The sequence below is a fragment of the Spirochaeta isovalerica genome, from assembly GCF_014207565.1.
GTDB lineage: Bacteria > Spirochaetota > Spirochaetia > DSM-2461 > DSM-2461 > Spirochaeta_F > Spirochaeta_F isovalerica.
Window position 1 is genome coordinate 473,836 of sequence record NZ_JACHGJ010000002.1, and the last position, 22,879, is coordinate 496,714.

The following is a 22,879-nucleotide window of genomic DNA, read 5'->3' on the forward strand; positions in this document are numbered from 1 at the left end:
TTTTAAACGATATTTTATAACATTGCAGGAAAATGAATATTCAGATTGGTGCCGTTCGTTTCATCCGTAGTAAAATCGAGTGTAGCGCCGATTACAGAGGCGGCTATCCTCGCACTGTACGTCCCCAGTCCTGTTCCGTTTTTCTTGCTGCTGGTAACGTATTTCTCAAAGAAAGTGTTCCGTATGCTGTGGGGAATAACGCCTCCATTGTGAATTGTTACAGTATAGCCTTCGCCGCTTTTGACTGAAATGGTAATAGAGTCATTTCGCGGTGATGCTTCGAGGGCGTTTTTCATAAGATTGGAAAAGATCATATAGAGGAGGGTGTGTTCGCTTGACAGTTGAAACTCTTTCCTGTCTGTGTGTAATACAAAAGTGCATTCCTTCTCCAAAGCCTGAAGGTTCAACTCTCCCATAATGTCCCTGATTATGGAAAGAACATCCACTTTTTGAAAGGCAGGCTCATAAGTTCCCGATTCAATCTTATATAGAATCAGAGACTGGTTGATGAGGTTGAGCATATTCTTTCCGGAATTCGATATTATCCGGAGGTAATCCCGGCTTTCACGGCTGATCGATTCATCTTGCAGCAGAAGACGGGTAAACCCGATGATGGAGTTCAGCGGAGTTTTCAGATCATGACGCATGACCCCTTCCATATCTTCCTTGAATATTTCCAGTTGCTTCATCGATGTCAGATCTGTAAAACTCTCAATGTACCGGATATCTGTATCGGACGATCCTTTCACTTCCAGTCTGTGGCGTTCGATGATTCGTTTTTCACCCTTTCCTGTCACTATGACGGTTTCGTTTTCTTTCAGGTTTTTTCCGCTGAACAACGGGTTGTTGTCTTCTTTCTCCGGATTTAGTATGTCTGCCGTTTTTCCGGCTATTTCATCCTGTTTGTAGCCGGTGATCAATTCAGCCATTTCATTGACATCGACGATTCTTTTACTGCTGTCAATTGAGTAAATGGCGACCGGGCTTTTTCTGAAAAGAAATTCCGCGTATTCCTTGGCTTTTTTCAGTTCTTCCGTCCGGGAGTTCACTTCCTTTTCCAGATCGTCCCTGTTTCTGGTCAATTCTTTTATATAGAGTTTATGAACCCATATATTGAGCGATGTGTATATGGAGATCAGAATCAGAGTGAAGAGGGAAATGGGAAACATGTCGGGACTGTAATCCCCGGGGTTTTCTTTGAAAAGGAAGAGAAACACAAAGGACAGCAAAGCGATTAGAATAATGGCATAGGCATACCGATCCTCCATAAAGAAATAGGACCCGGTTATCAGGACCGCGAGGTAAAGTGTCTGATATTCATAGAAATCGCCGGTCAAGATCTGGAAAGCTATGACAATGGTGAAGGATATGAAAAAAACGGATGAGAGGAATTTGCTGTAGGAGAACAGAAGGAGAACAACGAAAAGAACTGTTACAATTACCGACGCGATATAGAGAGGATTGATTGATTGATCGCCTTCCACAACATTTTTTACTGTGAGGACAATTCCTATAGTGATAATGCTTATGCTGATGGACAGCATAGCTATCACTCTTATTCGTTCGGCGGGATCCTTAAGAATGGAACGCAATCTTTCTCTCATATGCTTATATTTTATTCAAAGGCAGACCTCATTTCAATTAAAAGGCGATTCAGACAGTAGCAGTTTTTCCGCCGCCGGATCGATTTGGAGAACCGTTCCAAGAGGCAGTATGATCTGAGGATCCGTGTGGCCGAAGCTCATATTCGAAATAATATTGAGGTCCTCCCGGCCGAACTCTCCCTTTACGACGGATATAATTGTCTCATCCAGTTCTTTTTTCTTTTTATCGGAAAAATCTCTGGCCCTGCCGAACAACAGGCCTTCGATTTTATCATAAACACCCATAACGCCGTAGTTTCTGAGCCAGTACCGGACATAGTCCACGGACGGGTTGTCTTCCGATGTCTCGAAAAAGAGTATTTTCCCTTCCCAGAAAGAGGGTTCGGGCCAGAATTCCGTGCCTTTGAGCATTTCCAGCACTTCGATGCATCCGCCCCAGAGAGTTCCCGAAGATTTTTTTTCTCCCTGAAGCCAGCGCATACCCTCATCGGTTACCGGAGGAATAATTTTTCCTGCATTCTCTTCGCACCATGGCAGGTAGCCGTCGGAGTAGGAGGGAAAATGGGGGAGTTCGAGGGTTGACCACTCATCGAAGAGAAATTTCTCCAGATAACGGCGGTATTCGGGAGGGAAAGACCCCAGTTGGGAAAACCCCGCCATGACCGCCGGTCCGTTGAATATGACCAACCCCTTCTGATTGAGATAGGATGTATAACCTGTTGTATCGGAATAACCCATAAACAGTTTGGGATTGTTTAGAATGATGTCTGTGTCGAGGTACCGGAGAACTCTTGCCGAATCATCCCCGCCGATGGATGTGATAATACCTTTCACCTCTCTATCGGCAAAAGCTTTATTGATGTCCTGCGCGCGCAGTTCCGGGTTCCTGTGCAGTTCGTCGGCGGACATTCTGGCGGTAGGATATTCCTTTATGCGGAAACCCATTTCTTTCAGGTTTTCAAGACCTTTATCAAAAATATAGGGATAGAGGCCAGGTCCTCCCCAGGATGGAGATATGACGGCTATGGTGTCGTCTTTTTTCAGTCTTTCAGGTTTGAGCATAAAAAATCCCCCTTGCGGTAATGTACACCGAAGAGGGATTATTTTAAAGACTTTCCACCGCAGCCCTTTCCACGGCCAGTCCTTTGTGGTATCTCTCGAAGTAGGCGTTAAAGCCCTTTACATCTTCGGGGTCCGGTTTCAGGGCTGTTCCCATGGAACCGGCAAAGACTTTATCAAGGTATTCCGACAAGCTCTCTCCTGTTTTTTTCTCTGCCATAAAAGCAGCCAGCAGGGCTATTCCCCAGGCACCGCCTTCTCCTGCCGTTTCCAGTTGGGATACGGGGGTATTGAGCGCTGCGGCCATGATTCTCTGACCGACAACCGGTGTTTTAAAGAAACCGCCGTGTCCGCGGATTTCGTCTACCTGAACGCCTTCCCGTTCCGTGAGAATATCCACTCCCGTCTTCAGGGCACAGATAGAGCTGTAGAGATTGGCCCTGAGGAAGTTTTCCAGCGAAAAACGGCTGTCGGGGTTGCGGACAAAGAGGGGTCTTCCTTCGGTAAATCCCGTAATGTGTTCTCCGGATAGATAACCGATTGACAGCAGTCCGCCGCAATCCGGCGCCCCTTCCAGAGCTTTATTCATCATTTTTTCATAGAGGGTGTCGGTATCGAAACCGGCTCCCATAAGTCTGGCTCCATCGGCGAGAACCGAGACCCAGGCATTGAAATCGGAGGTGCAGTTATTGGAATGGGCCATAGCCACGGGCGAACCGTCGGGGGTTGTCACCAGATCGATTTCGTGGTGGACATCCTTCAGATCCTCTTCCAGGACGATCATGGCAAAGGTCGACGTTCCGGCCGACACATTTCCCGTTCTTTTTGTAATGCTGTTTGTGGCGACCATGCCGGTTCCCGCATCTCCTTCGGGAGGACAGAGGGGCGCGCCCGGTTCCAGATCTCCCGTCGGGTCGAGCCACAGGGCTCCGGCTTCCGTTAAGGTTCCCGCTTCTTCACCCGCGGTCAGAACTTCAGGGAGGATATCGAGAAGTTTCCATCCCGTATTGAACTCCTGTGCTTTTCTGTCGAATTTTTCCACAAGATCTCCGCGGAATTGAAGAGTCTTACTGTCGAGGGAGAACATTCCCGACGCTTCCCCGGCACCCACAACCTTGCGTCCTGTCAGTTTCCAGTGGACATAACCCGAAAGGGTTGTGAGTATGCCTATTTCGGGAATGTGTTCTTCCTTATTGAGCATCGCCTGGTAGAGGTGGGCCATACTCCATCTCTGGGGGATAGGGTAATGGAAAAGTTCGGTCAGTTCCTCTGAAGCCTGTCCCGTAATATTGTTCCGCCAGGTCCGGAAGGGAACCAGAAGCCTGTCCTCTTTATCAAAAACAAGGTATCCGTGCATCATGGCGCTTATGCCCATGGCTTTTACGGCTTTCAGCTCAACGCCGTACTTGTCTTTTACATCTCTCTTCAGATCGCGGTACGCCTCTCTCAGACCCGTTTCCACTTCATCCATGGAATAGGTCCATATGCCGTCGACCAGAGAATTCTCCCAGCCGTACCCGCCTGCTGCAACAGGCGCTTTTTCATCATCTATCAGAACGGCTTTGATTCTCGTCGATCCCAGCTCGATGCCGACCATAGCCTGACCGGATTTGATAATTTCCATAGGATTTTTGCTCATAAGAACCTCCAGTTACTCTAGTGCGTTTTTACTCATAGGAATTGATATTCTCCCGGCAGAGGATTTCAATGGGGAGCTTTATATTATAGGGAATCTCTTCCTGCAGAATCGTGCATTTTATCAAATTTTCAAGAGCCAGTTCCCCCTGCTTCCAGGGCTGCTGATTTATAAGGAAATCGATCTGGCCGGCCTTCAGCTGACGGGTGTTGGCTTCCACCTGGTCGAAACCTATGATCTTTACATTATCCGGCAACCGCTCGGCGAAAAAGTGAACCGATGAATTGGGTACGAAAAGCCCGGTCAGATCTTTGTGATCCTTCAGAATCTGCCGCGCGGTGATTTCGAATTCATCTCTTTTGTTCTCCGGAGGAAGGAAGTAGGAACTGATATCCATGGAGGTGTGCTCTTTCATATAGTCCTTGAATCCCAGAGCTCTTGTATTGATATGATAATCTTCCAGGTTTACTTCTATTACGGCAATGGACCCCTTGTCTCCTGTCAGAATATGCATCAGCTTTCCAGCTGTCCTTCCGCTTTCATAGGAATCCTGCCCGATACAGGAAAGACGGGGAAATTCGGGAAGATCGGAATTGAAAAACACCACTTTGCAGTTTTCCGGTATGCTGTCCCGGAATTTCATGGTTTCCTCTGCCAGGATCGGGGCGATCAGAAGTCCCGAAGGGCTGGCGGCTATGGCCGAATCAAGCTGTTTTATATAATCATCGGGGGAATAACGATCAAAAAAATAAAAGCGGGTATCGAGCTTGAAATAGCTGAGTTTTTCACTGGCTTCACGGATTCCTTCGCCGATCATTCCCCAGAAACTGTCGTTCTGGTGAGGATGGGGGATCAGTACGGCCAGAAGGGTTTTGCGGGAGTTGGAAAGCTGGCTGGCAACGATATTCCGCCGGTATCCTTCCTTTTCCATTATGGAGAGAATCCTGCTTTTCGTCTTCTCTGAAACCCGGCCTCTGTCATGAATGACCCTGTCGACCGTGCCGATGGAAACACCGGCCTGTTCTGCAATTTCCTTGATTGTAATCATTCTCAAACCACACTTGCGTTAACGTACACATTCAGAGTATGGCACTTTATGGGAATTGTCAAGATTCGAGAATTTTTATCTCTTTATTCAGGTGTTCCCCGTGGTCCTTCAAACCTTTGGACAGATCGGAAATCTGTAGAACCGATTCGGAAATCATGTTCATTCCCTGGCTTATTTCCGTCATTCCGCCGGATATCTGAGCGGACATATCGACCAGTGAACGCACCTCGCTGCTGATCTGTTCATGGGCACGGCTGAATTTGGCGAATTCGCTATCGATTTCCCGGGAAGCCGAGTCGAGCCCCGCGGCCGATTCGCTGATGACCGATCCTTCCCCGGACAGTTTTGCGGCATCGTCTTTTATTCGGGACATGGACCGGGATACCGATTGCACTTCAGTGGAAATATCCTGAAAAGACTTTCCGGTTATATTTACTTTGTCGTTAGCTGTTTCAATTGATTGTATCAGATCTTTCAATCTATTGGTAATATCTTTGGCGTTAGCGGAACTGGATTCGGCCAGGCTCCTTATCTCCTGGGCTACGACGGCAAATCCCCGGCCGGAATCTCCGGCGTGGGCTGCTTCTATAGCGGCGTTCATAGCCAGAAGGTTTGTCTGGGCGGCGATTTTAGATATGAGCGATGTCATGCCCCGAATATTGTCAATCTGGTCGGTCACATTGGCAAAGGCTTTCATCGCCTCGTCGACGATATGTTCTCCCTCGCGGGATTTCTCTATAAGAGTTGAAACGGATTGCTCTTCCTTCCCGACAATATCTTCCACAGACCGGATATTCTGAACGATCTGTACAATGGCTCCGGTGGAATCGGATACTTTTTCCGATTGGTTGCTGATCGCTCCGCGCATTTCCGTAACCGAACCGGTGAGTTCTTCCAGAATATTCACCGATGAGCGGATATTCCCATCCAGCCCCCCCATATTTTCCTTGATGGATTGGAGGTTCCTCTCTATCTGAACAACGGCGCTTGCTGTTTCCTGAGAGTTTTCCAGGAGCTCCTCCGCCTTGTCGAGCTGGTCCAGAGAGGTTTTGACAAGTATCTTACCCTGTTCGCTTTTAGATTTCATCTCTTCGAGGTTCAACAGGGTCTGTGTCAATATGCCGTCGAATACAACCCTGGTAATAAGAGTGGACGTGACAATGGAAATATGGGCTATCAGAGGGTAGACGATAAGCTCCATGGAAATTATCCCCTTTGCCATATCGGGGCTGAGGATGGTAACAGTTGTTACATAGATAAAGCTGATAGTTCCGATTCCGGACAACACCGCTATGAGTTTCAGACTGCTGATGAATACAGAGCTGAGAACCAGAAAGGAACCCAGTATGGCTGTTACCTGGGCTACGCTTCCGGGATTTTCATATCCGGCCTTCAGCCTGAGAAGCGCCATGGCGCAGAAGAGAAAAGCGAAGTAAACCCGGGATGTGAAATGGAACCCTCCTCTCAGCAGAACGATGAGAGATGTAACCGTCGCGATGATAAGAACCAAATGGGCCAGAAAGGTAACCAGCTGCTGTTTACTGAGCAAGTCTCCTATAAGCAGTATGGTTGACATAAAGGTCAGAATAACCATTATGGCGAAAATGGGTTTAAGTTTTTTTTCCACTTCATAGGGAGCATTTTTGTAATATCTATCAATCCAGTTCATTATTATACCTTTGTTCCTCTCATTATCGACGAAAAAATAAGATTTGATAGACATAAAAAAAAGGGGAATAATTAGGGGCATGGACACAACAGTAATAAACGACAATCCGCGCTCCCTGAAAACGGGGGGGCATCTCTCTTCAAGGGGCATACTTCTGGTTCTCTCACCGAACTATTTCGGGAGAACTTTTATCGTGGACAGCGATTCCTGTATTTTAGGAAGAAGCGATAAAGCCGACTTCTCCCTCAATGACGATCTGATCAGCCGGGAACATTGCCGTATTGTCAGAGAGGAGGGGAATCACTTCTCCATCGAAGATCTGCAATCGACCAATTCCAGCGCCATTAACGGGAAAAGGCTGAAGAAAAAACAGCAGCTCTGCTACGGCGACAGAATCCGGCTGGGTAGCACGGTTCTGCGCTTTTTCCGCGAAGAAGAGGTCTCGTAAAAAAGTCCGGAAAATGATACTCTTTCCTTCATATGGAAAAGAGCGGGCCGGCGCGCAATATCATTCTGTTTTCTCTTTATTTTCTCTTTCTCTGGGCGGGTCAGCTCTCATCGGGGCAGGCGGCTCTTCGGGGCGTTTTTTTAAATTATTGGACAGCGCTCATGTATCTCTGTCTTTTCTTCCGCGGCTTTATCTGGATTCTCATTTTAAAAAAGATGGATCTGATTAAAGCCTATGCCCTCTCCAGTGTGAATTTTCTGATTGTGCCGCTTCTCTCCCGGTTTTTCCTCAAGGAAAATCTGGAGCTGAAATATCTTCTGGGCGCTTCACTTATCATCCCCGGCATTCTTCTTTTCGCACTGGGGGAAAAACGCCAGTCCTCCGCGGGCGTTAAGGCGGTACGGTCATGATTTATCTTCTTATGATCTCCATGTGTCTGGCTGCATCGACGGGACAGATTCTGGTTAAAAAAGGGCTTAACAGAAAGAAGCCCTATTATTGGGATTTCTATATCTTCGCCGGAGTTTTTCTGGTCCTTCTCTCGCCTTTCCTCTATATGAAAGCTGTTCAGACCGCCGGTCTCTCCGGAGCTTTCGGACTGAACGGGATCTCCTATATTATTGTCTATCTTCTCGGAGTGACAGTGCTGGGAGAAAAAGGTTCATTCCTGCAAACCCTGGGCATTCTATTAATCAGCGGAGGGGTATTTATCTGGTCGATCTGACAGTCGTTATCCCCTTATATAATGGAGCGCGCCATATCGATCCTCTTCTTCAGCGCCTCGTTCCCGTTCTCGAGAGCACGGCGCTTCTGTGGAATGTTCTTTTTGTCGATGACGGAAGCCGGGACGGCACTTTCGGGAAGCTGAAGGAAGTCCGCAAGTCGGACTCCCGGATCAGAGGGATTAGACTGGCGGAGAACAGAGGACAGCAGAATGCCGTTTACTGCGGTCTCTGCCAGGCAGACAGCGAGTTGATTATCACTATGGATGATGATCTTCAGCATCCCCCTGAACTGATCCCCGAACTGATATCCCGGGTGTCAGATGGAGCGGATCTGGTGTACGCTGTTTCCCGAGGGAAGGGGCGTCCCTTTCTCCTTCGCGGAGGGACGGCATTGAACAGTCTCTTCTTTACCCTTTTTCTCCGTAAGCCATCGCGGGTTGAGATCGGGAGCTACAGAATCTTCACCCGCTCTCTGGTTGACAGGATTAAAGGAGAAAAGAGAGCGTTCATTTATGTTTCCGCTCTAGTTTTCCGTCTCAGGCCGGGAGCGGAAGTCCGTTCCTTCCGGTTCTCCAAAGTTCCGTCAGTCCACCGGGAGCCGAGCCGTTTTTCCTTTCGGGGGCGTGTGAGACTTTTTTCCCGGTTGTTCCGCCATTACGGACCTTTCCGGTTTCTTTTTTTACATCACGGTGAACCCTACCGGATCGAGGAGGTCCTGTGATTCTTCATATGCTCGGTGGCGGACCGGCGCAGATCGCAGCGGTCAGAAGGGCGGGGGAGCTGGGACTCGATGTTCTCGTCTCCGATTTCGATGACAAGGCTCCGGCTCTTTCCTACAGTCGCTACCATTCCCATGCCAGCACTTTTGACACAGAAGCCGTTGAAACCGATGCTGTCAAATACGGTTCCTCCTTTCTCATGACGACAGGGACGGACCAGCCGGTTCTGACCGCGGCTATGGTCTCGGAAAAACTGGAACTTCCCTATTTTCTCTCGGTTTCTCAGGCCAGGATGGTCACCAATAAAAAAGTGATGAAGAACGCCTTTTTGCGTCATGGCATTCCCACAGCCCCTTTTACAGTACTGAATGAGGATTTTTCCCATGAAGATTTGAAAGGACTCACCTTTCCTCTCGTCATCAAACCTCTGGACAGCCAGGGACAGAGAGGAGTCATGAAGGTGAATTCCATAGAGGAAATCCGGAACAATTTTCCGCGACTCCTCTCTTTCTCCCGGGAGAGGGAGATTCTGGCTGAAGAATATTATCCTTCCGATGAACTGACGGTCAATGGATGGGCTGTGAAGGGAAAGCCCCTTACTCTTATGATTACCGATCGTATCACTATTGATAACGGTCCCCATATAGGTGTCTGTGTTTCTCATCGTTATCCCTCGCTTTATCATCATAGAGAAGGGGAGCTCCGGGAACTGGTCGGCAGAATCACTTCTATGATCGGTCTGGAAGAAGGGCCTCTGTATTTCCAGATACTCGCCGGAAAAGAGGGCTTCAAAGTTAATGAAATCGCCTGTCGTCTCGGCGGTGCTTATGAAGATGAGTTCATACCCTTTATGACCGGGTTTCCCCTTCTCGATAACATGCTGGAACTGACCAGAGGCGGAGACCGGATCCTTCCCGATCAGGCTGATGTCGATGAAAAACTGAGCGGAAAATACCTGTCTCTCCAGATGTTTTTCGCTTCGCCGGGTATCCTGTATATTCTGGAGGGAATGGAGGCTGTCCGTTCTCTTCCGGGAGTACTGTCCGGCCGCTATCTTCTCCCGCCGGGAACGGAAATCGTGGACAGGGAGAACTCGACCCAGCGTGCGGGTTATTTCATCGTAACCGGAACGTCCCGTGATTCGGTGAACCGGACAATCAAAGAGGCGTACAATCTTATCCGTATGGAAGATCAATCGGGAGGGAATATGCTGCAATTTTATGAGAGGATGATGTTTCCCAATGAAAACTAAATGCGTTCTATTAATTATGATGTCTCTCATCTTGTTTGCGGGCTGTAACAAAGAAAAGGGCTCCGCAGGAAAAATCCGCATTGCAGAACAGTACGGATTGGCTTATGCCCCCCTTCAGATTCTCATCGAGAAGGGTTTCCTGGAGGAAACAGCCGGGGAGGTGGAGGTGGAGTGGGTGCGCCTCGGCAATACGGCTGCTATCAGAGAGGCTGTTCTGGCTGGAGACCTCGATATCGGTTTTATGGGGATTCCCCCTTTCCTCATCGCCCGGGACAAGGGTATGGAATGGAAAATCGCCACAGGCCTGTCCCGCTGTCCCCTAGGGCTTGTCGTGCCGGCCGGTCAGTATTCCTCTCTCTCCGATATTCCCGGAGATGCGAAGATCGCACTTCCCCAGCCGGGAAGCATTCAGCATATCCTCCTGTCCATGGCCCTCGAAAGGGAAACAGGGAATCCCGCAGCTCTCGATAAAAATCTCATAGCCATGAAGCACCCCGACGGGATGAATGCCCTTCTCTCCGGAGCCGTCAGCGGTCATTTTACTTCTCCGCCTTATCTCTTTATGGAAGAGGAAGAGGGATATGATGTCCTGGTCAGCGGCGATGAGGCCATGGGCGGTCCTTTTACATTTATAGCCGGAGTGGCTACGGAACGGTTTTATAATAATGAACCGGATTTGTATAAAGCCTTTCTTTCAGCTCTGGATAAAGCCATTCTCTTTATTCGGGAAAACCGCAGTGAAACGGTGAGCATTCTGGCTGAAAAATACCATATGGATGAGAAGACTGTAGAGGATTATCTCTATAACAGGGGGATGGTTTACGACAGGGATGTTCGCGGGCTCGATAGATTCATCCATTTTATGTCAGAGACGGGGTATCTGAAACAGGCTATTGAAAAGGGGAGCGTTTCCTTTTGAAAAAGGGATTGATTCTCATGATTGCGATTCTGCTTCTCTGGCAGATTCTTTTTCTGAGCGGTGTTTTTTCACCTCTGATTTTTCCCTCTCCTCTTGAAGTGGCGAAATCTCTTCTGGGGGATTTGAAAACCGGAGAACTGCCCCTATCAATCCTTTTTTCACTGGCTATCATAACCGGTTCCTTTATACCCGCTCTGATTCTGGCTTTTCTTCTCGCCTGGCTGGCTTTCCGGTTCAGGGGATTCGACCCCTGGGCGGAAAAGCTCTCAGCCCTGGTGCACCCTTTGCCCGGTATCGCATTGCTTCCACTTCTCATTCTGTGGACCGGGCTGGGAATACACATAATCGTTCTCATTGTCATTCATTCCGTTCTCTGGCCTTTTTATATCAATATTCGGAGCGGATTCCAGCAGGTTCCGAAAGTCTGGCTAGATGTGGCGGAAAACAACAGACTTACCGAAGGGGAAAGGTTTTTTTCCGTTCTGATTCCCGCTTCGTTCCCCCAGATATTCGCCGGCTTGAAAATCGGCTGGTCCAGAGCCTGGAGGGCCGTTATCAGCGCGGAAATGATATTCGGCACCATAGGTTCCGGGGGCGGTCTGGGCTGGTTCATTTATAATAAGAGGATTTTTATGGATACTCCGGGCATGTACGGCGGCGTGCTCATTCTCATGTTTATCGGTCTGGCGGTTGAGAATCTGCTGTTCCAATCTGTGGAGAGGAGGATTGCCCATGTCTATTCTCAAAGCTGAATCTCTCCACTTCGCCTATGATCTCGATAAGGGGAAGCATCCTGTTCTGGAGGAGCTCTCCCTTGAAATTGACGATGGAGAATTCCTTGCGATCATCGGACCGTCCGGTTGCGGGAAAAGTACTCTGCTCAGACTTCTTTCGGGATTTCTCCGCCCCGGTTCGGGGAAAATCAGCCGAAAGGGAAGAGACGTCCTCCGCCCGGACAGAGCGGGACAGATGATTTTTCAGGATTTCAATCAGCTCTTTCCCTGGCTGACCGTTGAGCAGAATATCCTCTTCCCTCAATACCGCTTCCTCCTGCCCCTGAAGATGAAAGCTGTTCGATCCGGGGATCAGAGCAGACTGGAGGGGATTCTCGAAGTCACGGGTTTAAATTCTTTCAGAAAATATCTCCCCCATCAGCTTTCGGGAGGATTAAAGCAGAGAACGGCTTTAGCCCGGTCTCTCTTTGCCGATCCGCAAATCCTTTTTCTCGATGAACCGTTCGGAAGCCTCGACGCCCCCTCGCGGATGGAACTGCAGAATCTTCTGCTTCGTGTGTGGAAGGAAAAAAAGAGAACCGTGCTTTTTGTGACTCATGATATTTCCGAAGCCCTGCTTCTGGCGGACAGGCTTCTGGTTTTCGAAAGCAGAAACAGGCGGTTCGGCCTGTATGACAACCCTCTGCCCAGACCGAGAGACAGGCATTGCGATGAGTTCCGGAAGAGGAAAATCGAACTCTATTCGCTTATTGAATCTGACTGATCAATCCGGTATATCCGGACATGCCAGTCTCTTCGATATCGATAAGGTGCTATTCTCACGCCGTAACCGGGGCTGTTGAATCCATCAATCAACGTTCCCTTTTTCTCAACCAGTTCAAGCATTTGCGGATACCAGTGGGCGATATTTCCGTACAGAACATTCCAGACAGGCCGGTTCCGGTAGATAAAATCCAGCTCATCACTGAGTACGATGTATTCAATGGACCGCATGTCGAGATAATTTTCCAGTGTCAGTTCGCTTTCATTGAGGAAGGAGAGATTTCTCCAGTCATAGAATCGGCCCTCCTCTCCTGTAAGGTATTCACCATAGAGATTTCCCAGTAGAACCCCATCGGAGGGAACGGATTTTTTTAGCTCCTTCAGAAAGGTTGCAAAGCTCTCTTTTTCACCGGTGATATCCCGGAATGAGAAAAATGCCGTTGCGGAAAGGAGAACTATGGCCGGGAATAGAAAGAGCCTCCTCTTCGCCCGGGCCGTTACTCCCTTTGATTTTCTCTTGTACACTTCGAAAATCCACCCCAGGCTTCCCGCCGCGGCGAGATAGTAGAACGGCAGCAGAAAGATGATCGAAGGCTGGCTGTATTTTCCGATCAGGGCAAGGGCAATATTAAAGCCGAAAAATCCCGCGCCGTTAAGCCAGGATCTGTTCCTGATAAAATCCGCAACCAGAAAAAAGGGGAAGAGAACCATCTGGAGGTATACCGGGGGCGTGTGGTATGTTCCCCCGATGCGGAGAAACAGTTTTTTATAATAGCCCGGCAGTCTGAGCCATTTGACATCAGTCGGATCAAGTACGCCAAGCGGTTCTCCATAAGCTCTGTAATCCCCTATAAATGAGGGATTGAAGTAAAAGCTGATGAGTACAACAGCCAATGCCGGTATGGCGGCGCCGACCAGAAAAAGAAGTCCCTCTTTCAAGGATCGATCGGCTTTCCTTCGGGCGCGGGGTAAATAGTTCTTTATAATAGAAATGAGAAGATACAGTCCCGCCGGCCAGGCAATGATAAAAGCATTGGGATGAATGGCAGTTGCTGCCCCGATTATCAGTCCCGCAAGCATTCCCCGCCTCAGTGCCGGCAGATTTTTTTCAGTCAGGATAACCAGAGATGTTATTTCCAGAAGCAGGAGAAGGCTTTCCTGCCGGGCCATATGGGTTCCGTAGAGAAACTGAATATCCACCGACATTATGAGTAGAATGATAAAGCGGAGTCCTCCCGGGGATTCCGGATAGACATTTTTCAGTAGCCGGAAAAACAGTGGAATGGTCAGGACTCCTGCCAGAAGAGACAGCAGTCTCACAGAGAAGATGCCGTATCCGAAGAGGGCGATTAAGGGAATTTGTAAAAGGTGATAGAGAATCTTTATGGCATGGGGATGGCGCGGGTAGAGATCGAAAAAATCTTCCGTAGCCGAAAGGGAACCGGATTCCATTATGGAGCGGGTCAGCCCGCTAAGCCACGGCTCGTCAGTGTGGACGAAAGGGTAACTCTGTAAAAACAGCAGATTGATCGTAAACCAGAGTGCCGCAAAAAGGAGAACATAGTGGTTCTCTTTAAGGATTTTCCCCTTCATCAGGACCAGATATAGCTGAGAACTTCTTCTCTGAGCGCCACAAATTCCGGCAGGGATTTGATCTCCCGGCTGTCCCTGTCCCTATAATCGGTACTGAAAGGCGTATCGATTTTTTTCAGAATTCTGCCGGGAAGCTCCGACATGACATACACAGATGTGGAGAGATAGATCGCCTCTTCCACGCTATGGGTTATGAGGAGGACCGTTTTATGGGTTTCCCGCCAGATTTTCAGCAGTTCATCCTGCAGGTGTTCCCGGGTGAGAACATCGAGAGCCCCGAAGGGCTCATCCATCAGCAGAATCTCCGGATCGTTGGCGAGAATGCGGGCTATGGCAACGCGCTGCTGCATCCCCCCCGAGAGTTCGTAGGGGTGCATATGGCCGAAATCGGAGAGGTGAACCCGTTCCAGGTTTTCTTTTACACTACTGTTGATGTCATTTTTCGGCATACCCCGGAGTTTCAGACCGAAAGCCACGTTCTGAACCACATTCAGCCAGGGATAAAGGGCCGGTTTCTGAAACACGACCCCTCTGTTCCGTCCCGGCCCGGTCAGAGGCGATCCGCTTTCCAGAATCTCTCCCTCAGTCGGAGGGAGAAACCCTCCGATCACATTGAGCAGCGTGGATTTTCCGCAGCCCGAAGGACCGACGATACTGATAAAGTCTCCTTTCTTTACAGTCATGGAGACATCTTTTACCGCCGATAAGGTTCCTTTATTTGTTTCGAAGTCTACGGAAATTCCCGCCAGTTCCAGAAGGTTCAACTATCTATTGCTCCAGCGCCTTTTCAATATATTCGGGATGGATAGCCGCTTTAAACACTTCAAGATCCGGTGATTTGAGAATCGTCTGCTGGGTTACGAGAAAATCGGCTGTCGCTTTAAGGACCGATGCCAGGTTTCCGATATTACCCGGGGTTCCCAAATAGGAATCTGTCAGCTGGTCTCTGCCGGTGAGTAGAACCAGGCTTTTCATCTGTCTTGCCGCTTCGGCCGCCGGTATGTCGAACTGCCGGCTCACCGCTTCGGCCGCTCCTGCGCTGTCTGTGTTGTAGTAGTCGACCGCCCGGATTTCACCTTTGATATATTCCGTCACAATTTCGGGATACTTCTCTGCAAAACCTTTTCTGGCAACAGTAATGTCTCCGGTCAGGTATCCGGCAGCCGCCAGTTTCCGGGAATAGATTACCACTTTGCCGTCGCTCTCCAGCATTTTAGCCAGGGTCGGTTCCCAGATAAAGCTTCCATCAATATCCCCTCTGTGCCATGCCGCCAGAGCATCAGGGGGCTGCATGTCGAAAATCTCAACAGTTTCGGGATCAATTCCTTCCAGCTCGAGCGCTGCCAGGAGATGATAGTGTGTCGTAGCTCCGAAAGGGACGGCTATCCTTTTTCCCGCAAGGCTCTTTACATCGGTAATGCCGGAATCGTTCTTAACCACCAGAGCTTCATTGTCTCCGATAATGTCGTGTATCCAGATAACATCGAAGGGAACGGCGTTGGCAATACCCGCTGCAATGCCGCTGCTTCCCGAAAGACCGATATCTATGCTTCCCGCTGCGAGTCCTGTGTTCAGTTCCGAACCGGAATTGACCTGCACCCACTGGACGGGAATACCTGTCGCTTCTTCCAGCCAGCCGAAATCTTTGGAGATAATCTGGCCGTTGGGAATGGCCTGGTAGCCTATAACGATTTTTTTCGGTTTGCCCGATCCGTTGTCATCTTTTCCTGCCGCCGCGCCATTTGTGAGCAAAGACGCCGCAAGAAGCAGAAGTAATATTCCTTTTTTCATTTTCACTGTTCCTTTTTTATCCTTTCCCTTTCCAGGGAACTATTAACATCTCAGCAATCCGGATCAGTCTGTCCAGAATAATGCCTGTTATACCCATTACCAGAATTCCCATAAACATAACGTCGCCTCTGAGGAATTTACCTGCATCGAGAACCATCCAGCCTATCCCTGAAGTCGCCGCAACGATCTCCGAAGAAACAAGTGTCGTATAGGTAAATCCTATACTGACTCTCATCCCCGTGAAAATACCGGGAAGGCAGGAGGGAAAAATTACCCGGGAGAAAATCTGTCTTTTATTGGCTCCCAGGGACTGGGCCGTGTGTATCCTTTCGAGAGGAACCGAAGCCACAGCCGCCATTGAGTTTATGGATAGCGGCGGGAAGGCGGCGAGAAATAACAGGGTTATTTTCGAGGCGTTCCCGATACCCAGCCAGATCACGAGAATCGTATAGTACGCAAGGGGAGGCAGAGGCCTGTAGAATTCGACGATGGGATCGAAGAGCGCTTTGATTTTTCTGTTGAAACCCATAAGCATTCCCAGAGGAATGGCGATCAGGCAGGCCAGAATAAAACCGGTGAGAACTCTGAAAAGACTGTCCCCGAGGTGTTCCAGAAGAGTTCCTCCGCGGTATCCCTCAAAGGCTATTTCTTTGAATGCTCTGAAAACGCTGGCCGGAGCCGGAATAAAATACTCCGGGAAGATCTTCATTGCCGCAATAACGGACCAGGCGATAAAAATCACCAGTACGGCTGAAAGCGAGATCAGAATTTCCTGAATTTTCTGTTTTTTATACTTATTCATTATCCATAACGATTGAATGTAGTAAAGCCAAAGCAGGGGACGCGAAGTCCCCTGTTTCAATTATATCAGTTAACGCAGTTGTCGACAGTCATTCTGGCAACAATATTGCCGATGATACCGCCTCCGACCAGCGCCGCGAGGAAGATCCATCCCGAAAGGGAGAAGTTGGCAATCGGCGTATAAAGAGCCCCGACGTTACAACCGTTGGCCAGCCTGGTTCCGAATCCCATGAACAGTCCTCCCATGGCAAAGAAAAGAATCTGCATGGGGCGGATTTTCAGTTCGGAAGTAAAAGTGGCTTTGAACGATCCCGCCAGAAGGAGGGCTACAAGCGTTCCTATGACGATTCCGATATTCTGAACCGATACGGGATGAGCGAAAATAGACATTTCGAAGAAAGATGCCGGCATATGAGTGAATGACGCAAGAGCTTCGGAAGAAGCGCCGAAAAGCATGATCACTTTACCGAACCACATGCCGTAGATCGTGGAAGCACCCCATCCCGCTTTGGTAATACCCATAAGCAGAAGGAAGATCCCTCCGATGACGATAGCTCCGGTTCTCATCTGCCAGGGGCGGACGAAAAGCATATGGTAAGTGTCGCTGCTGAATAGCTTGAAGGGCTTTTTGGCAGCCGCTTCTTCGAGGACTTTATCCTGATCCAGCTCCGTTCCCACGCCGACGAATTTATTTTCGGCTTTCTTTCTGTCTTCGTATATTTTGGCGATCCATGCCACGATGGCGGCGAAAAGCGCTGTCAGAAGAACCGCTCCGAGGTAGCCGCTCATGCCGTCCCACATAAACAGGTCGGGAAGATAAACTCCCCCGGCAAGCTGTTCGCCCGTAACGGTGGAGAACCAGGAATCAGTCACCCATGAGGCTGTTTTCTGTACGGGAAATCCAATGAAAACTCCGAAAGCGAAGAAAACCAGCGTGATGATGGCTCTGGGAAGCCCCGTTACCAGGTCGGTGAGAACACCTGAAGCACAGCATGAGGAAAAAGTCATACCGAAACCGAAGAACAGTCCTCCGAGAATCAGCCCCAGATTGATGGGATTGACCCAGAGGTTGTATGTCGTCGCATCGACTCCGTAGAGAAAAGCGACGGAAACCGCTGCCGTTCCGGCGAACATCCACATGAGAACTCTCATCAGTTTGGACGATCCGGTTCTGTAGGCTCGGTTGACGCTGCCGGCGAATCCCATAAACCCTCTTGTCAGGGCATATCCGAATCCCATTCCGGCCAGAAGTCTGAAGAGGAGCATCTGCGTTCCGAGAAAGGCGCCGCCGAAAATCAGCACAAGGGCTATCACGGCGAAACCAAGGATATTTTCAATTTTGTTATTCATGATCAGTTTGTTCCTTTCGTTCCTAAATCAGTCGAAGTTGTAACCCGTGAGAATCGGCTCTCTTCCGGTTACTTTATCATTGTAGAATTCAAAGAAGGAAATTCCCATAAATCCTCCTGAGATGTTATACACATTTTTGAAGCCTCTGTTCTGAAGGGCGAGACAGGCGTTGTAGCTTCTCTGACCGCTCCGGCAGTGGAGGTAGATCGGCTTGTCTTTGGGGAACTCATCGATTCTGTCGCGGAGCTGGCTCAGGGGAATATTCACAGCCCCTTTGAGGTGGGACAGTTCGTATTCGTTCTCTTCCCTCACATCGAAAATCGCCGCGCCGTCTTCTACAAGGGGTCTTACGTCGTAAACATTAACCTGTCTGAAATCGTCGTGCATCAGGTTTATGGCGACGTAACCGGCGAAGTTGACAACGTCTTTTGCCGTTCCGAAGGGAGGTGCGTAACAGAGTTCGAGGTCTTTCAGATCGTTGATGGTACCGTTGAACTTGATAACCGTGGCGATAACATCGATTCTCTTGTCGACGTTACCCTTTCCGATAGCCTGGGCCCCGAGAATCTTTCCTGTCGGTTTTTCATAAATCAGCTTGAAGTGCATGTTTTTGCTGGAAGGCATTAATCCCACTTTGTCTCCGGGTATGATCCGGACGCAGTCGTAATCCACTTTAAGGCCGCTGTTCTTGATGAAACCGCAGGTCAGACCGGTAGAAGCCGCATTGTAATCAAACACTTTCAGGATGGAGGAACCGATATAGCCGCGGTTATCCACATACTGTCCGTTGATATGGTCGGCAACGCTTCTCGCCTGTTTCTGGGCCGGTCCGGCCAGGGGAAGCTTGAAGTAGTCGTCGAAGAGGTAGCTGTAAACTTCGATGGCATCGCCGACAGCGTAGATATCCTGATCGACGGTCCGGAAGTTCTGGTCGACTTTCATCGCTCCGGTTTTCCCGATTTCCAGTCCCGCCTGTTTGGCAAGATCCGTTTCGGGTGATACGCCGATAGCCATGATAACCACATCGGCATCGACTTTCCGGCCCGATTCGAGGTGAATCATTCTGGTATCGAATGCTGTTACTTTATCATCGAGAATGAGGTTGACCCCCTGGTCGTAAAGCTCTTTATGGAGAGTCTGTACCATGTCGTAATCGAAAATCCTCAGGATCTGGGGCATGGCTTCGATAAGGGTCACTTCATAACCGGCTTCTTTCAGGTTTTCAACTGTTTCGATCCCGATAAAACCGGCGCCGATTACGCTGATTTTTTTCACATCTTTTTCTTTGATGGCTTTGGCGATCCTGTCAATATCGACAACATTTCTGATTGTGAAATGGTTTATCTTCTCCAGGCCGGGAATCGGGGGGACGATGGGTTTTCCTCCGGGAGAAAGAACCAGCTTGTCATAAGTTTCTGTATAGTCTTTCCCTGTATCAAGGTTTTTGATTTTTACTTCTTTAGCTTCTCTGTCTATGGAGACAACTTCATTGTTGATTCTGACATCGATGTTGTACTGGCTTTTAAAAAGCTCAGGCGTCATCAAAACCAGATCTTCGGCTTTTTCAATTACACCGCTTAAGTGATAGGGTAGACAGCAGTTGGAAAAAGAGACGTTGGGTCCTTTTTCAAAAACGATTATCTGATCTTCTTCGCTATGTCTTCTCAATCGCGCCGCTGCTGAAGCACCGCCGGCAACTCCACCGACAACAAGGATTTTCCTGGCCATTCTAAACTCCTTAGATATGAAAAATAATATATATAGATAATAATTTATGTATAAAAAGTTATTCAATATACAATAACTATTAAACAGCCTTGTCCCCAATTTTGTCCACCCTGTAAAATTAAAAAAAACGTCTTTTTTTTGCATATGAACACAATTAGTTAGAACAAATAAAGTTCACAAAAACACTATAATTATGTAAAGTTTCTTACTTGTGGGAACTTATTGACAATAAAGAATTAATGGTGTTATTAATTTTCTATCATATTGTGAAAAATTTATTGATTAAGGATGCTGATAAAATGAAATCAATGGGGAAAATCAGGTTTTCGACCTTTATTTTAATTCCTGTTCTGCTTCTGGCAGCCTGCTCTTTTGTGAATTATGCAGATTCGGGAACTCTGATTGTCAGTGCTTCGGATGCGCTGAAGAAAATTGAATCGGGATATATTCCCGTAGATGCCCAGAGAGCATCCTCCTATGGAAAGGAACATCTTGTAAACGCCGTCAATATCGAGCGGAATGCCATTATGATCAAAGAGCCGGTGGCAAACACTCTGGCAACAGCGGAAATTGTGGCCCGTGCAGCCGGAGCTGCGGGACTGACGGAAAACAGCAATATTGTCATTTATGATGATAATATGAATATGGATTCTTCCCGTCTCTGGTGGACTCTCAAGATATACGGGCATAAAGGGGATATTGTTATAGTCTCCGGAGGGGTTGCCGCGCTGAAAGGGGAGGGAGCTGTAATCACAGATGCCGTAACTGCCGTTTCTGAAGCAACTTACAGGACTTCACCTCTCAATAGTGATATGCTTGCCACTAAAGAGGAGATCCTCAGAAATATCGATAATCCTTCACCGGATTTCGTTCTGATCGACGTTCGGTCCGATGAAGAATTCAATGCCGGAACAATCCCCGGATCCATCCATATCAATCACGAAAAAAATATGTTTGTAAACGAGGATAAGGGTACGACTTTCAGACCTTACAGTCATAATAGAATCCTCTATAAAGAGTTGGGAATAACGCCGGAAAAGGAAATAGTCATGTACTGCAAAAGCTCTGTCCGGGCAGCCAATACCTATGCTGCGCTATACGATGCCGGTTACAGAAATCTCAAGGTCTATGACGGCGCCTACCTGGAGTGGTCCGCAGAGAAACTGCCGGTTATCAAAACGGAAGTGGAGGTGAAAACCACTACGACCCAATCGGACAACTCGTAAATTATTTTGGTTAATGCAGAACTTTTTAAGAAAAGTTCTGATTATTGAAGGAGTGTGATATATGAAAAAAATGCTATGGATGCTGCTGGCTGCAGCACTGATTCTCGGTTCCTGTGCAAAAGCTGAACAGGAACCTGTCAAAGCAGTAGAAAAAGCTGCAGAAGTTTCTGTTGATACAGTAAAAGCCGCAAGTGAAGCTTATTTCGCAGAGTATCCCGGTTCGCGGATTATTCCCGCTGACAAGGTTTTCGCTGCAATCGATGCCAATGAGGATTTTCTTATCGTCGATATCAGAAGAGCCGAAGACTATGCAAACGGCCATCTTAAAGGCGCTGTAAACGCACCTTGGGGTCCTGCTCTCGCTGATGCTCTCAACTGGCTTCCCGATGATATTCCCGTATACGTAAACTGTTATACAGGTCAGACTGCGGGACAGACTGTCGCTGTTCTCAATATTGCCGGAATCCAGGCTCAGTCCATTAAATCAGGATGGAACCTCGGTATATCCAAAACTGAAGGTTATGAGAACTATGTCGAGACGACTGAAAACATGACTCCCGATGCTTCCGGCGTTAAATATGACGCTGCTGTAAAAACGGCTGCGGAAAATTTCTTTAATGCCATTCCCGATAAAGGAAGCAACATTATCGCTTCTTCCGCTCTGAAAGAAAAAATGGATGCAGAAGAAGAAATGACTATCGTTTCCATCAGACAGCCCGATGCCTACTCGGCAGGACACATTGAAGGCGCGATCAATATCCCCTTCGGAAAAGATATGCAGAAACAGTTCGCTCAGCTTCCCAAAGATGAGAAAGTATATGTTTACTGTTATTCCGGTCAGACTGCCGGTCAGACTGTCGGCGTTCTGAGAATGCTCGGATACGATGCCGTTTCCATCAAAAGCGGTATGGGTAACGCAGGAACAGCCGGTTCCGGATGGGAAGTAGAAGGAAATCCTGTAGTTCAGTAAGATCTGCATATATGTTGCAAAATATAACCCGGGGCGTAGCTCCGGGTTTTTTACATCCCAAACTTCCCAATACTTTACGAAAAGGATATACTATCCATTCCTGATAGAGTCAGGGCAGGAAATAGAGAAGGTGAAAACTTATATTTTTGATATCGATCATACCTTGCTAAGAAGTGCGACCGGTATCTATTTCGTCAAAGAAGGGCTTACCCGCAAGTTCTTTCAAAGACGGCAATTAATCAGAATTCCCATTGTCCTCATCAAATACCGCATGGGTTTCCTAAAAGGAAATATCGTCGAACGGGAAATACCCTTTATGAAAGGGCTGACCAGAAAGGATATTGAAGAAATCGGTCGAGCCGGTTTCCGGAAATACGGGCTTTCAGATGTCTATGAAGACGCTAAAAATCTGATTCAAAATCTGAAAAATCAAGGTTCTCATGTTATTTTCGCAACATCATCTTTTGATTATTCCGTTCGTCCCGTAGCCGAATACTTCGGAATTGATGATGTGATAGCCAGTTCTTTCGAATTTGACGGAGATTCCTGCACCGGTTATATCGAGGGCCGGGCTGCTTTCGGCGATTCAAAGAAAACCAAGGTAATGGCTTATCTGGAAGATCGGGGAATTAATAAAAATGATTGCGTCTTTTATTCCGATTCGCACCATGATATTCCATTGCTCGAATATGTCGGCAAAGCCGTCGCTGTCAATCCCGACCGGAAACTGAAATCCGCTGCAATTAAAAACGGATGGGAAATCCTCCGCTTCCGCTGATATTCTCCATGTCATTTAAAATCAAGAATTATTCTGTCCATTCTGTAGAATCCTATATTAGGATTAT

The 22,879-nt window shown here is 48.2% G+C and carries 22 protein-coding genes; 11 read left to right on the forward strand and 11 right to left on the reverse strand.

Annotated features, from left to right (window positions below):
• Positions 1-14: 14 nt before the first annotated feature.
• The 5 genes from HNR50_RS07040 to HNR50_RS07060 are packed head-to-tail and all read right to left on the reverse strand — an operon-like array spanning position 15 to position 7,016.
• A complete protein-coding gene (locus HNR50_RS07040) occupies positions 15-1,604 on the reverse strand; it encodes a PAS domain-containing sensor histidine kinase (RefSeq protein ID WP_184745278.1) in 1,590 nt (529 codons plus the stop codon).
• 33 nt (positions 1,605-1,637) lie between these two features.
• Entirely contained in the window at positions 1,638-2,666 is a 1,029-nt protein-coding gene (locus tag HNR50_RS07045; protein WP_184745280.1) for a S66 family peptidase, read from the reverse strand.
• Positions 2,667-2,709: 43 nt separating this feature from the next.
• Entirely contained in the window at positions 2,710-4,302 is a 1,593-nt protein-coding gene (locus HNR50_RS07050) for a xylulokinase (RefSeq protein WP_184745282.1), read from the reverse strand.
• A gap of 28 nt (positions 4,303-4,330) precedes the next feature.
• Positions 4,331-5,347: a LacI family DNA-binding transcriptional regulator gene (locus tag HNR50_RS07055; protein ID WP_184745285.1), complete on the reverse strand. Its 1,017-nt coding sequence runs from the start codon at positions 5,345-5,347 to the stop codon at positions 4,331-4,333.
• A 58-nt stretch (positions 5,348-5,405) separates the two neighbouring features.
• Positions 5,406-7,016, reverse strand: a complete 1,611-nt coding sequence (locus HNR50_RS07060) for a methyl-accepting chemotaxis protein (RefSeq protein WP_184745287.1) — start codon at positions 7,014-7,016, stop codon at positions 5,406-5,408.
• Positions 7,017-7,095: 79 nt separating this feature from the next.
• On the opposite strand from HNR50_RS07060, the gene HNR50_RS07065 reads away from it, so the two are divergent.
• Genes HNR50_RS07065 through HNR50_RS07105 form a run of 8 tightly spaced genes read left to right on the forward strand, consistent with a single transcriptional unit; the run spans position 7,096 to position 12,576 of the window.
• Positions 7,096-7,464, forward strand: a complete 369-nt coding sequence (locus HNR50_RS07065; protein WP_184745289.1) for an FHA domain-containing protein — start codon at positions 7,096-7,098, stop codon at positions 7,462-7,464.
• Positions 7,465-7,496: 32 nt separating this feature from the next.
• Complete coding sequence (locus HNR50_RS07070; protein WP_184745291.1) at positions 7,497-7,874, forward strand: DMT family transporter; 378 nt, start codon at positions 7,497-7,499, stop codon at positions 7,872-7,874.
• Complete coding sequence (locus HNR50_RS07075; RefSeq protein WP_184745293.1) at positions 7,871-8,188, forward strand: EamA family transporter; 318 nt, start codon at positions 7,871-7,873, stop codon at positions 8,186-8,188. Before HNR50_RS07070 ends, HNR50_RS07075 begins: the two co-directional genes overlap by 4 nt.
• A gap of 35 nt (positions 8,189-8,223) precedes the next feature.
• Complete coding sequence (locus tag HNR50_RS22345; protein WP_343060157.1) at positions 8,224-8,910, forward strand: glycosyltransferase; 687 nt, start codon at positions 8,224-8,226, stop codon at positions 8,908-8,910.
• Complete coding sequence (locus HNR50_RS07090; protein ID WP_184745295.1) at positions 8,907-10,160, forward strand: ATP-grasp domain-containing protein; 1,254 nt, start codon at positions 8,907-8,909, stop codon at positions 10,158-10,160. Before HNR50_RS22345 ends, HNR50_RS07090 begins: the two co-directional genes overlap by 4 nt.
• Positions 10,150-11,079: an ABC transporter substrate-binding protein gene (locus HNR50_RS07095; RefSeq protein WP_184745297.1), complete on the forward strand. Its 930-nt coding sequence runs from the start codon at positions 10,150-10,152 to the stop codon at positions 11,077-11,079. Before HNR50_RS07090 ends, HNR50_RS07095 begins: the two co-directional genes overlap by 11 nt.
• A complete protein-coding gene (locus HNR50_RS07100; RefSeq protein ID WP_184745299.1) occupies positions 11,076-11,831 on the forward strand; it encodes an ABC transporter permease in 756 nt (251 codons plus the stop codon). The genes HNR50_RS07095 and HNR50_RS07100 overlap by 4 nt, the downstream gene beginning before the upstream one ends.
• Positions 11,812-12,576 carry an ABC transporter ATP-binding protein gene (locus tag HNR50_RS07105; protein WP_184745301.1) on the forward strand — a complete coding sequence of 255 codons (765 nt, stop codon included), beginning with the start codon at positions 11,812-11,814 and terminating at the stop codon, positions 12,574-12,576. Before HNR50_RS07100 ends, HNR50_RS07105 begins: the two co-directional genes overlap by 20 nt.
• On the opposite strand, the gene HNR50_RS07110 is transcribed toward HNR50_RS07105, so the two are convergent.
• The 6 genes from HNR50_RS07110 to HNR50_RS07135 all read right to left on the reverse strand — a co-directional run bounded on the left by HNR50_RS07110 (position 12,552) and on the right by HNR50_RS07135 (position 19,838).
• Positions 12,552-14,168, reverse strand: coding sequence for an ArnT family glycosyltransferase (locus HNR50_RS07110; protein ID WP_184745303.1), 1,617 nt, complete (start codon positions 14,166-14,168; stop codon positions 12,552-12,554). The genes HNR50_RS07105 and HNR50_RS07110 overlap by 25 nt on opposite strands.
• Positions 14,168-14,932 carry an ABC transporter ATP-binding protein gene (locus HNR50_RS07115; protein ID WP_221439826.1) on the reverse strand — a complete coding sequence of 255 codons (765 nt, stop codon included), beginning with the start codon at positions 14,930-14,932 and terminating at the stop codon, positions 14,168-14,170. Before HNR50_RS07115 ends, HNR50_RS07110 begins: the two co-directional genes overlap by 1 nt.
• A 4-nt stretch (positions 14,933-14,936) precedes the next feature.
• Positions 14,937-15,959 carry a taurine ABC transporter substrate-binding protein gene (locus HNR50_RS07120; RefSeq protein ID WP_184745305.1) on the reverse strand — a complete coding sequence of 341 codons (1,023 nt, stop codon included), beginning with the start codon at positions 15,957-15,959 and terminating at the stop codon, positions 14,937-14,939.
• Positions 15,960-15,975: 16 nt separating this feature from the next.
• Positions 15,976-16,761 (reverse strand): ABC transporter permease, encoded by a 786-nt coding sequence (locus tag HNR50_RS07125; RefSeq protein WP_184745307.1) that lies wholly within the window; start codon positions 16,759-16,761, stop codon positions 15,976-15,978.
• A 65-nt stretch (positions 16,762-16,826) separates the two neighbouring features.
• Complete coding sequence (locus HNR50_RS07130) at positions 16,827-18,110, reverse strand: YeeE/YedE family protein (RefSeq protein ID WP_184745309.1); 1,284 nt, start codon at positions 18,108-18,110, stop codon at positions 16,827-16,829.
• A gap of 27 nt (positions 18,111-18,137) precedes the next feature.
• Positions 18,138-19,838: an FAD-dependent oxidoreductase gene (locus tag HNR50_RS07135; RefSeq protein ID WP_184745311.1), complete on the reverse strand. Its 1,701-nt coding sequence runs from the start codon at positions 19,836-19,838 to the stop codon at positions 18,138-18,140.
• Between the two features lie 308 nt (positions 19,839-20,146).
• Here HNR50_RS07135 and HNR50_RS07140 point away from each other — a divergent pair, with 308 nt between their 5' ends.
• The 3 genes from HNR50_RS07140 to HNR50_RS07150 all read left to right on the forward strand — a co-directional run bounded on the left by HNR50_RS07140 (position 20,147) and on the right by HNR50_RS07150 (position 22,812).
• A complete protein-coding gene (locus HNR50_RS07140) occupies positions 20,147-21,064 on the forward strand; it encodes a sulfurtransferase (RefSeq protein WP_184745313.1) in 918 nt (305 codons plus the stop codon).
• 61 nt (positions 21,065-21,125) lie between these two features.
• Positions 21,126-22,034 carry a rhodanese-like domain-containing protein gene (locus HNR50_RS07145; RefSeq protein WP_184745316.1) on the forward strand — a complete coding sequence of 303 codons (909 nt, stop codon included), beginning with the start codon at positions 21,126-21,128 and terminating at the stop codon, positions 22,032-22,034.
• Positions 22,035-22,164: 130 nt separating this feature from the next.
• A complete protein-coding gene (locus HNR50_RS07150) occupies positions 22,165-22,812 on the forward strand; it encodes an HAD family hydrolase (protein WP_184745318.1) in 648 nt (215 codons plus the stop codon).
• Positions 22,813-22,879: the final 67 nt, after the last annotated feature.

Coding starts and splice junctions, on each gene's coding strand:
- HNR50_RS07040 (WP_184745278.1), bottom strand. CDS start 1,604: ATGAGAGAAAGATTGCGTTCCATTCTTAAGGATCCCGCCGAACGAATA.
- HNR50_RS07045 (WP_184745280.1), bottom strand. CDS start 2,666: ATGCTCAAACCTGAAAGACTGAAAAAAGACGACACCATAGCCGTCATA.
- HNR50_RS07050 (WP_184745282.1), bottom strand. CDS start 4,302: ATGAGCAAAAATCCTATGGAAATTATCAAATCCGGTCAGGCTATGGTC.
- HNR50_RS07055 (WP_184745285.1), bottom strand. CDS start 5,347: ATGATTACAATCAAGGAAATTGCAGAACAGGCCGGTGTTTCCATCGGC.
- HNR50_RS07060 (WP_184745287.1), bottom strand. CDS start 7,016: ATGAACTGGATTGATAGATATTACAAAAATGCTCCCTATGAAGTGGAA.
- HNR50_RS07065 (WP_184745289.1), top strand. CDS start 7,096: ATGGACACAACAGTAATAAACGACAATCCGCGCTCCCTGAAAACGGGG.
- HNR50_RS07070 (WP_184745291.1), top strand. CDS start 7,497: ATGGAAAAGAGCGGGCCGGCGCGCAATATCATTCTGTTTTCTCTTTAT.
- HNR50_RS07075 (WP_184745293.1), top strand. CDS start 7,871: ATGATTTATCTTCTTATGATCTCCATGTGTCTGGCTGCATCGACGGGA.
- HNR50_RS07095 (WP_184745297.1), top strand. CDS start 10,150: ATGAAAACTAAATGCGTTCTATTAATTATGATGTCTCTCATCTTGTTT.
- HNR50_RS07105 (WP_184745301.1), top strand. CDS start 11,812: ATGTCTATTCTCAAAGCTGAATCTCTCCACTTCGCCTATGATCTCGAT.
- HNR50_RS07110 (WP_184745303.1), bottom strand. CDS start 14,168: ATGAAGGGGAAAATCCTTAAAGAGAACCACTATGTTCTCCTTTTTGCG.
- HNR50_RS07120 (WP_184745305.1), bottom strand. CDS start 15,959: ATGAAAAAAGGAATATTACTTCTGCTTCTTGCGGCGTCTTTGCTCACA.
- HNR50_RS07125 (WP_184745307.1), bottom strand. CDS start 16,761: ATGAATAAGTATAAAAAACAGAAAATTCAGGAAATTCTGATCTCGCTT.
- HNR50_RS07130 (WP_184745309.1), bottom strand. CDS start 18,110: ATGAATAACAAAATTGAAAATATCCTTGGTTTCGCCGTGATAGCCCTT.
- HNR50_RS07135 (WP_184745311.1), bottom strand. CDS start 19,838: ATGGCCAGGAAAATCCTTGTTGTCGGTGGAGTTGCCGGCGGTGCTTCA.
- HNR50_RS07140 (WP_184745313.1), top strand. CDS start 20,147: ATGGGGAAAATCAGGTTTTCGACCTTTATTTTAATTCCTGTTCTGCTT.
- HNR50_RS07145 (WP_184745316.1), top strand. CDS start 21,126: ATGAAAAAAATGCTATGGATGCTGCTGGCTGCAGCACTGATTCTCGGT.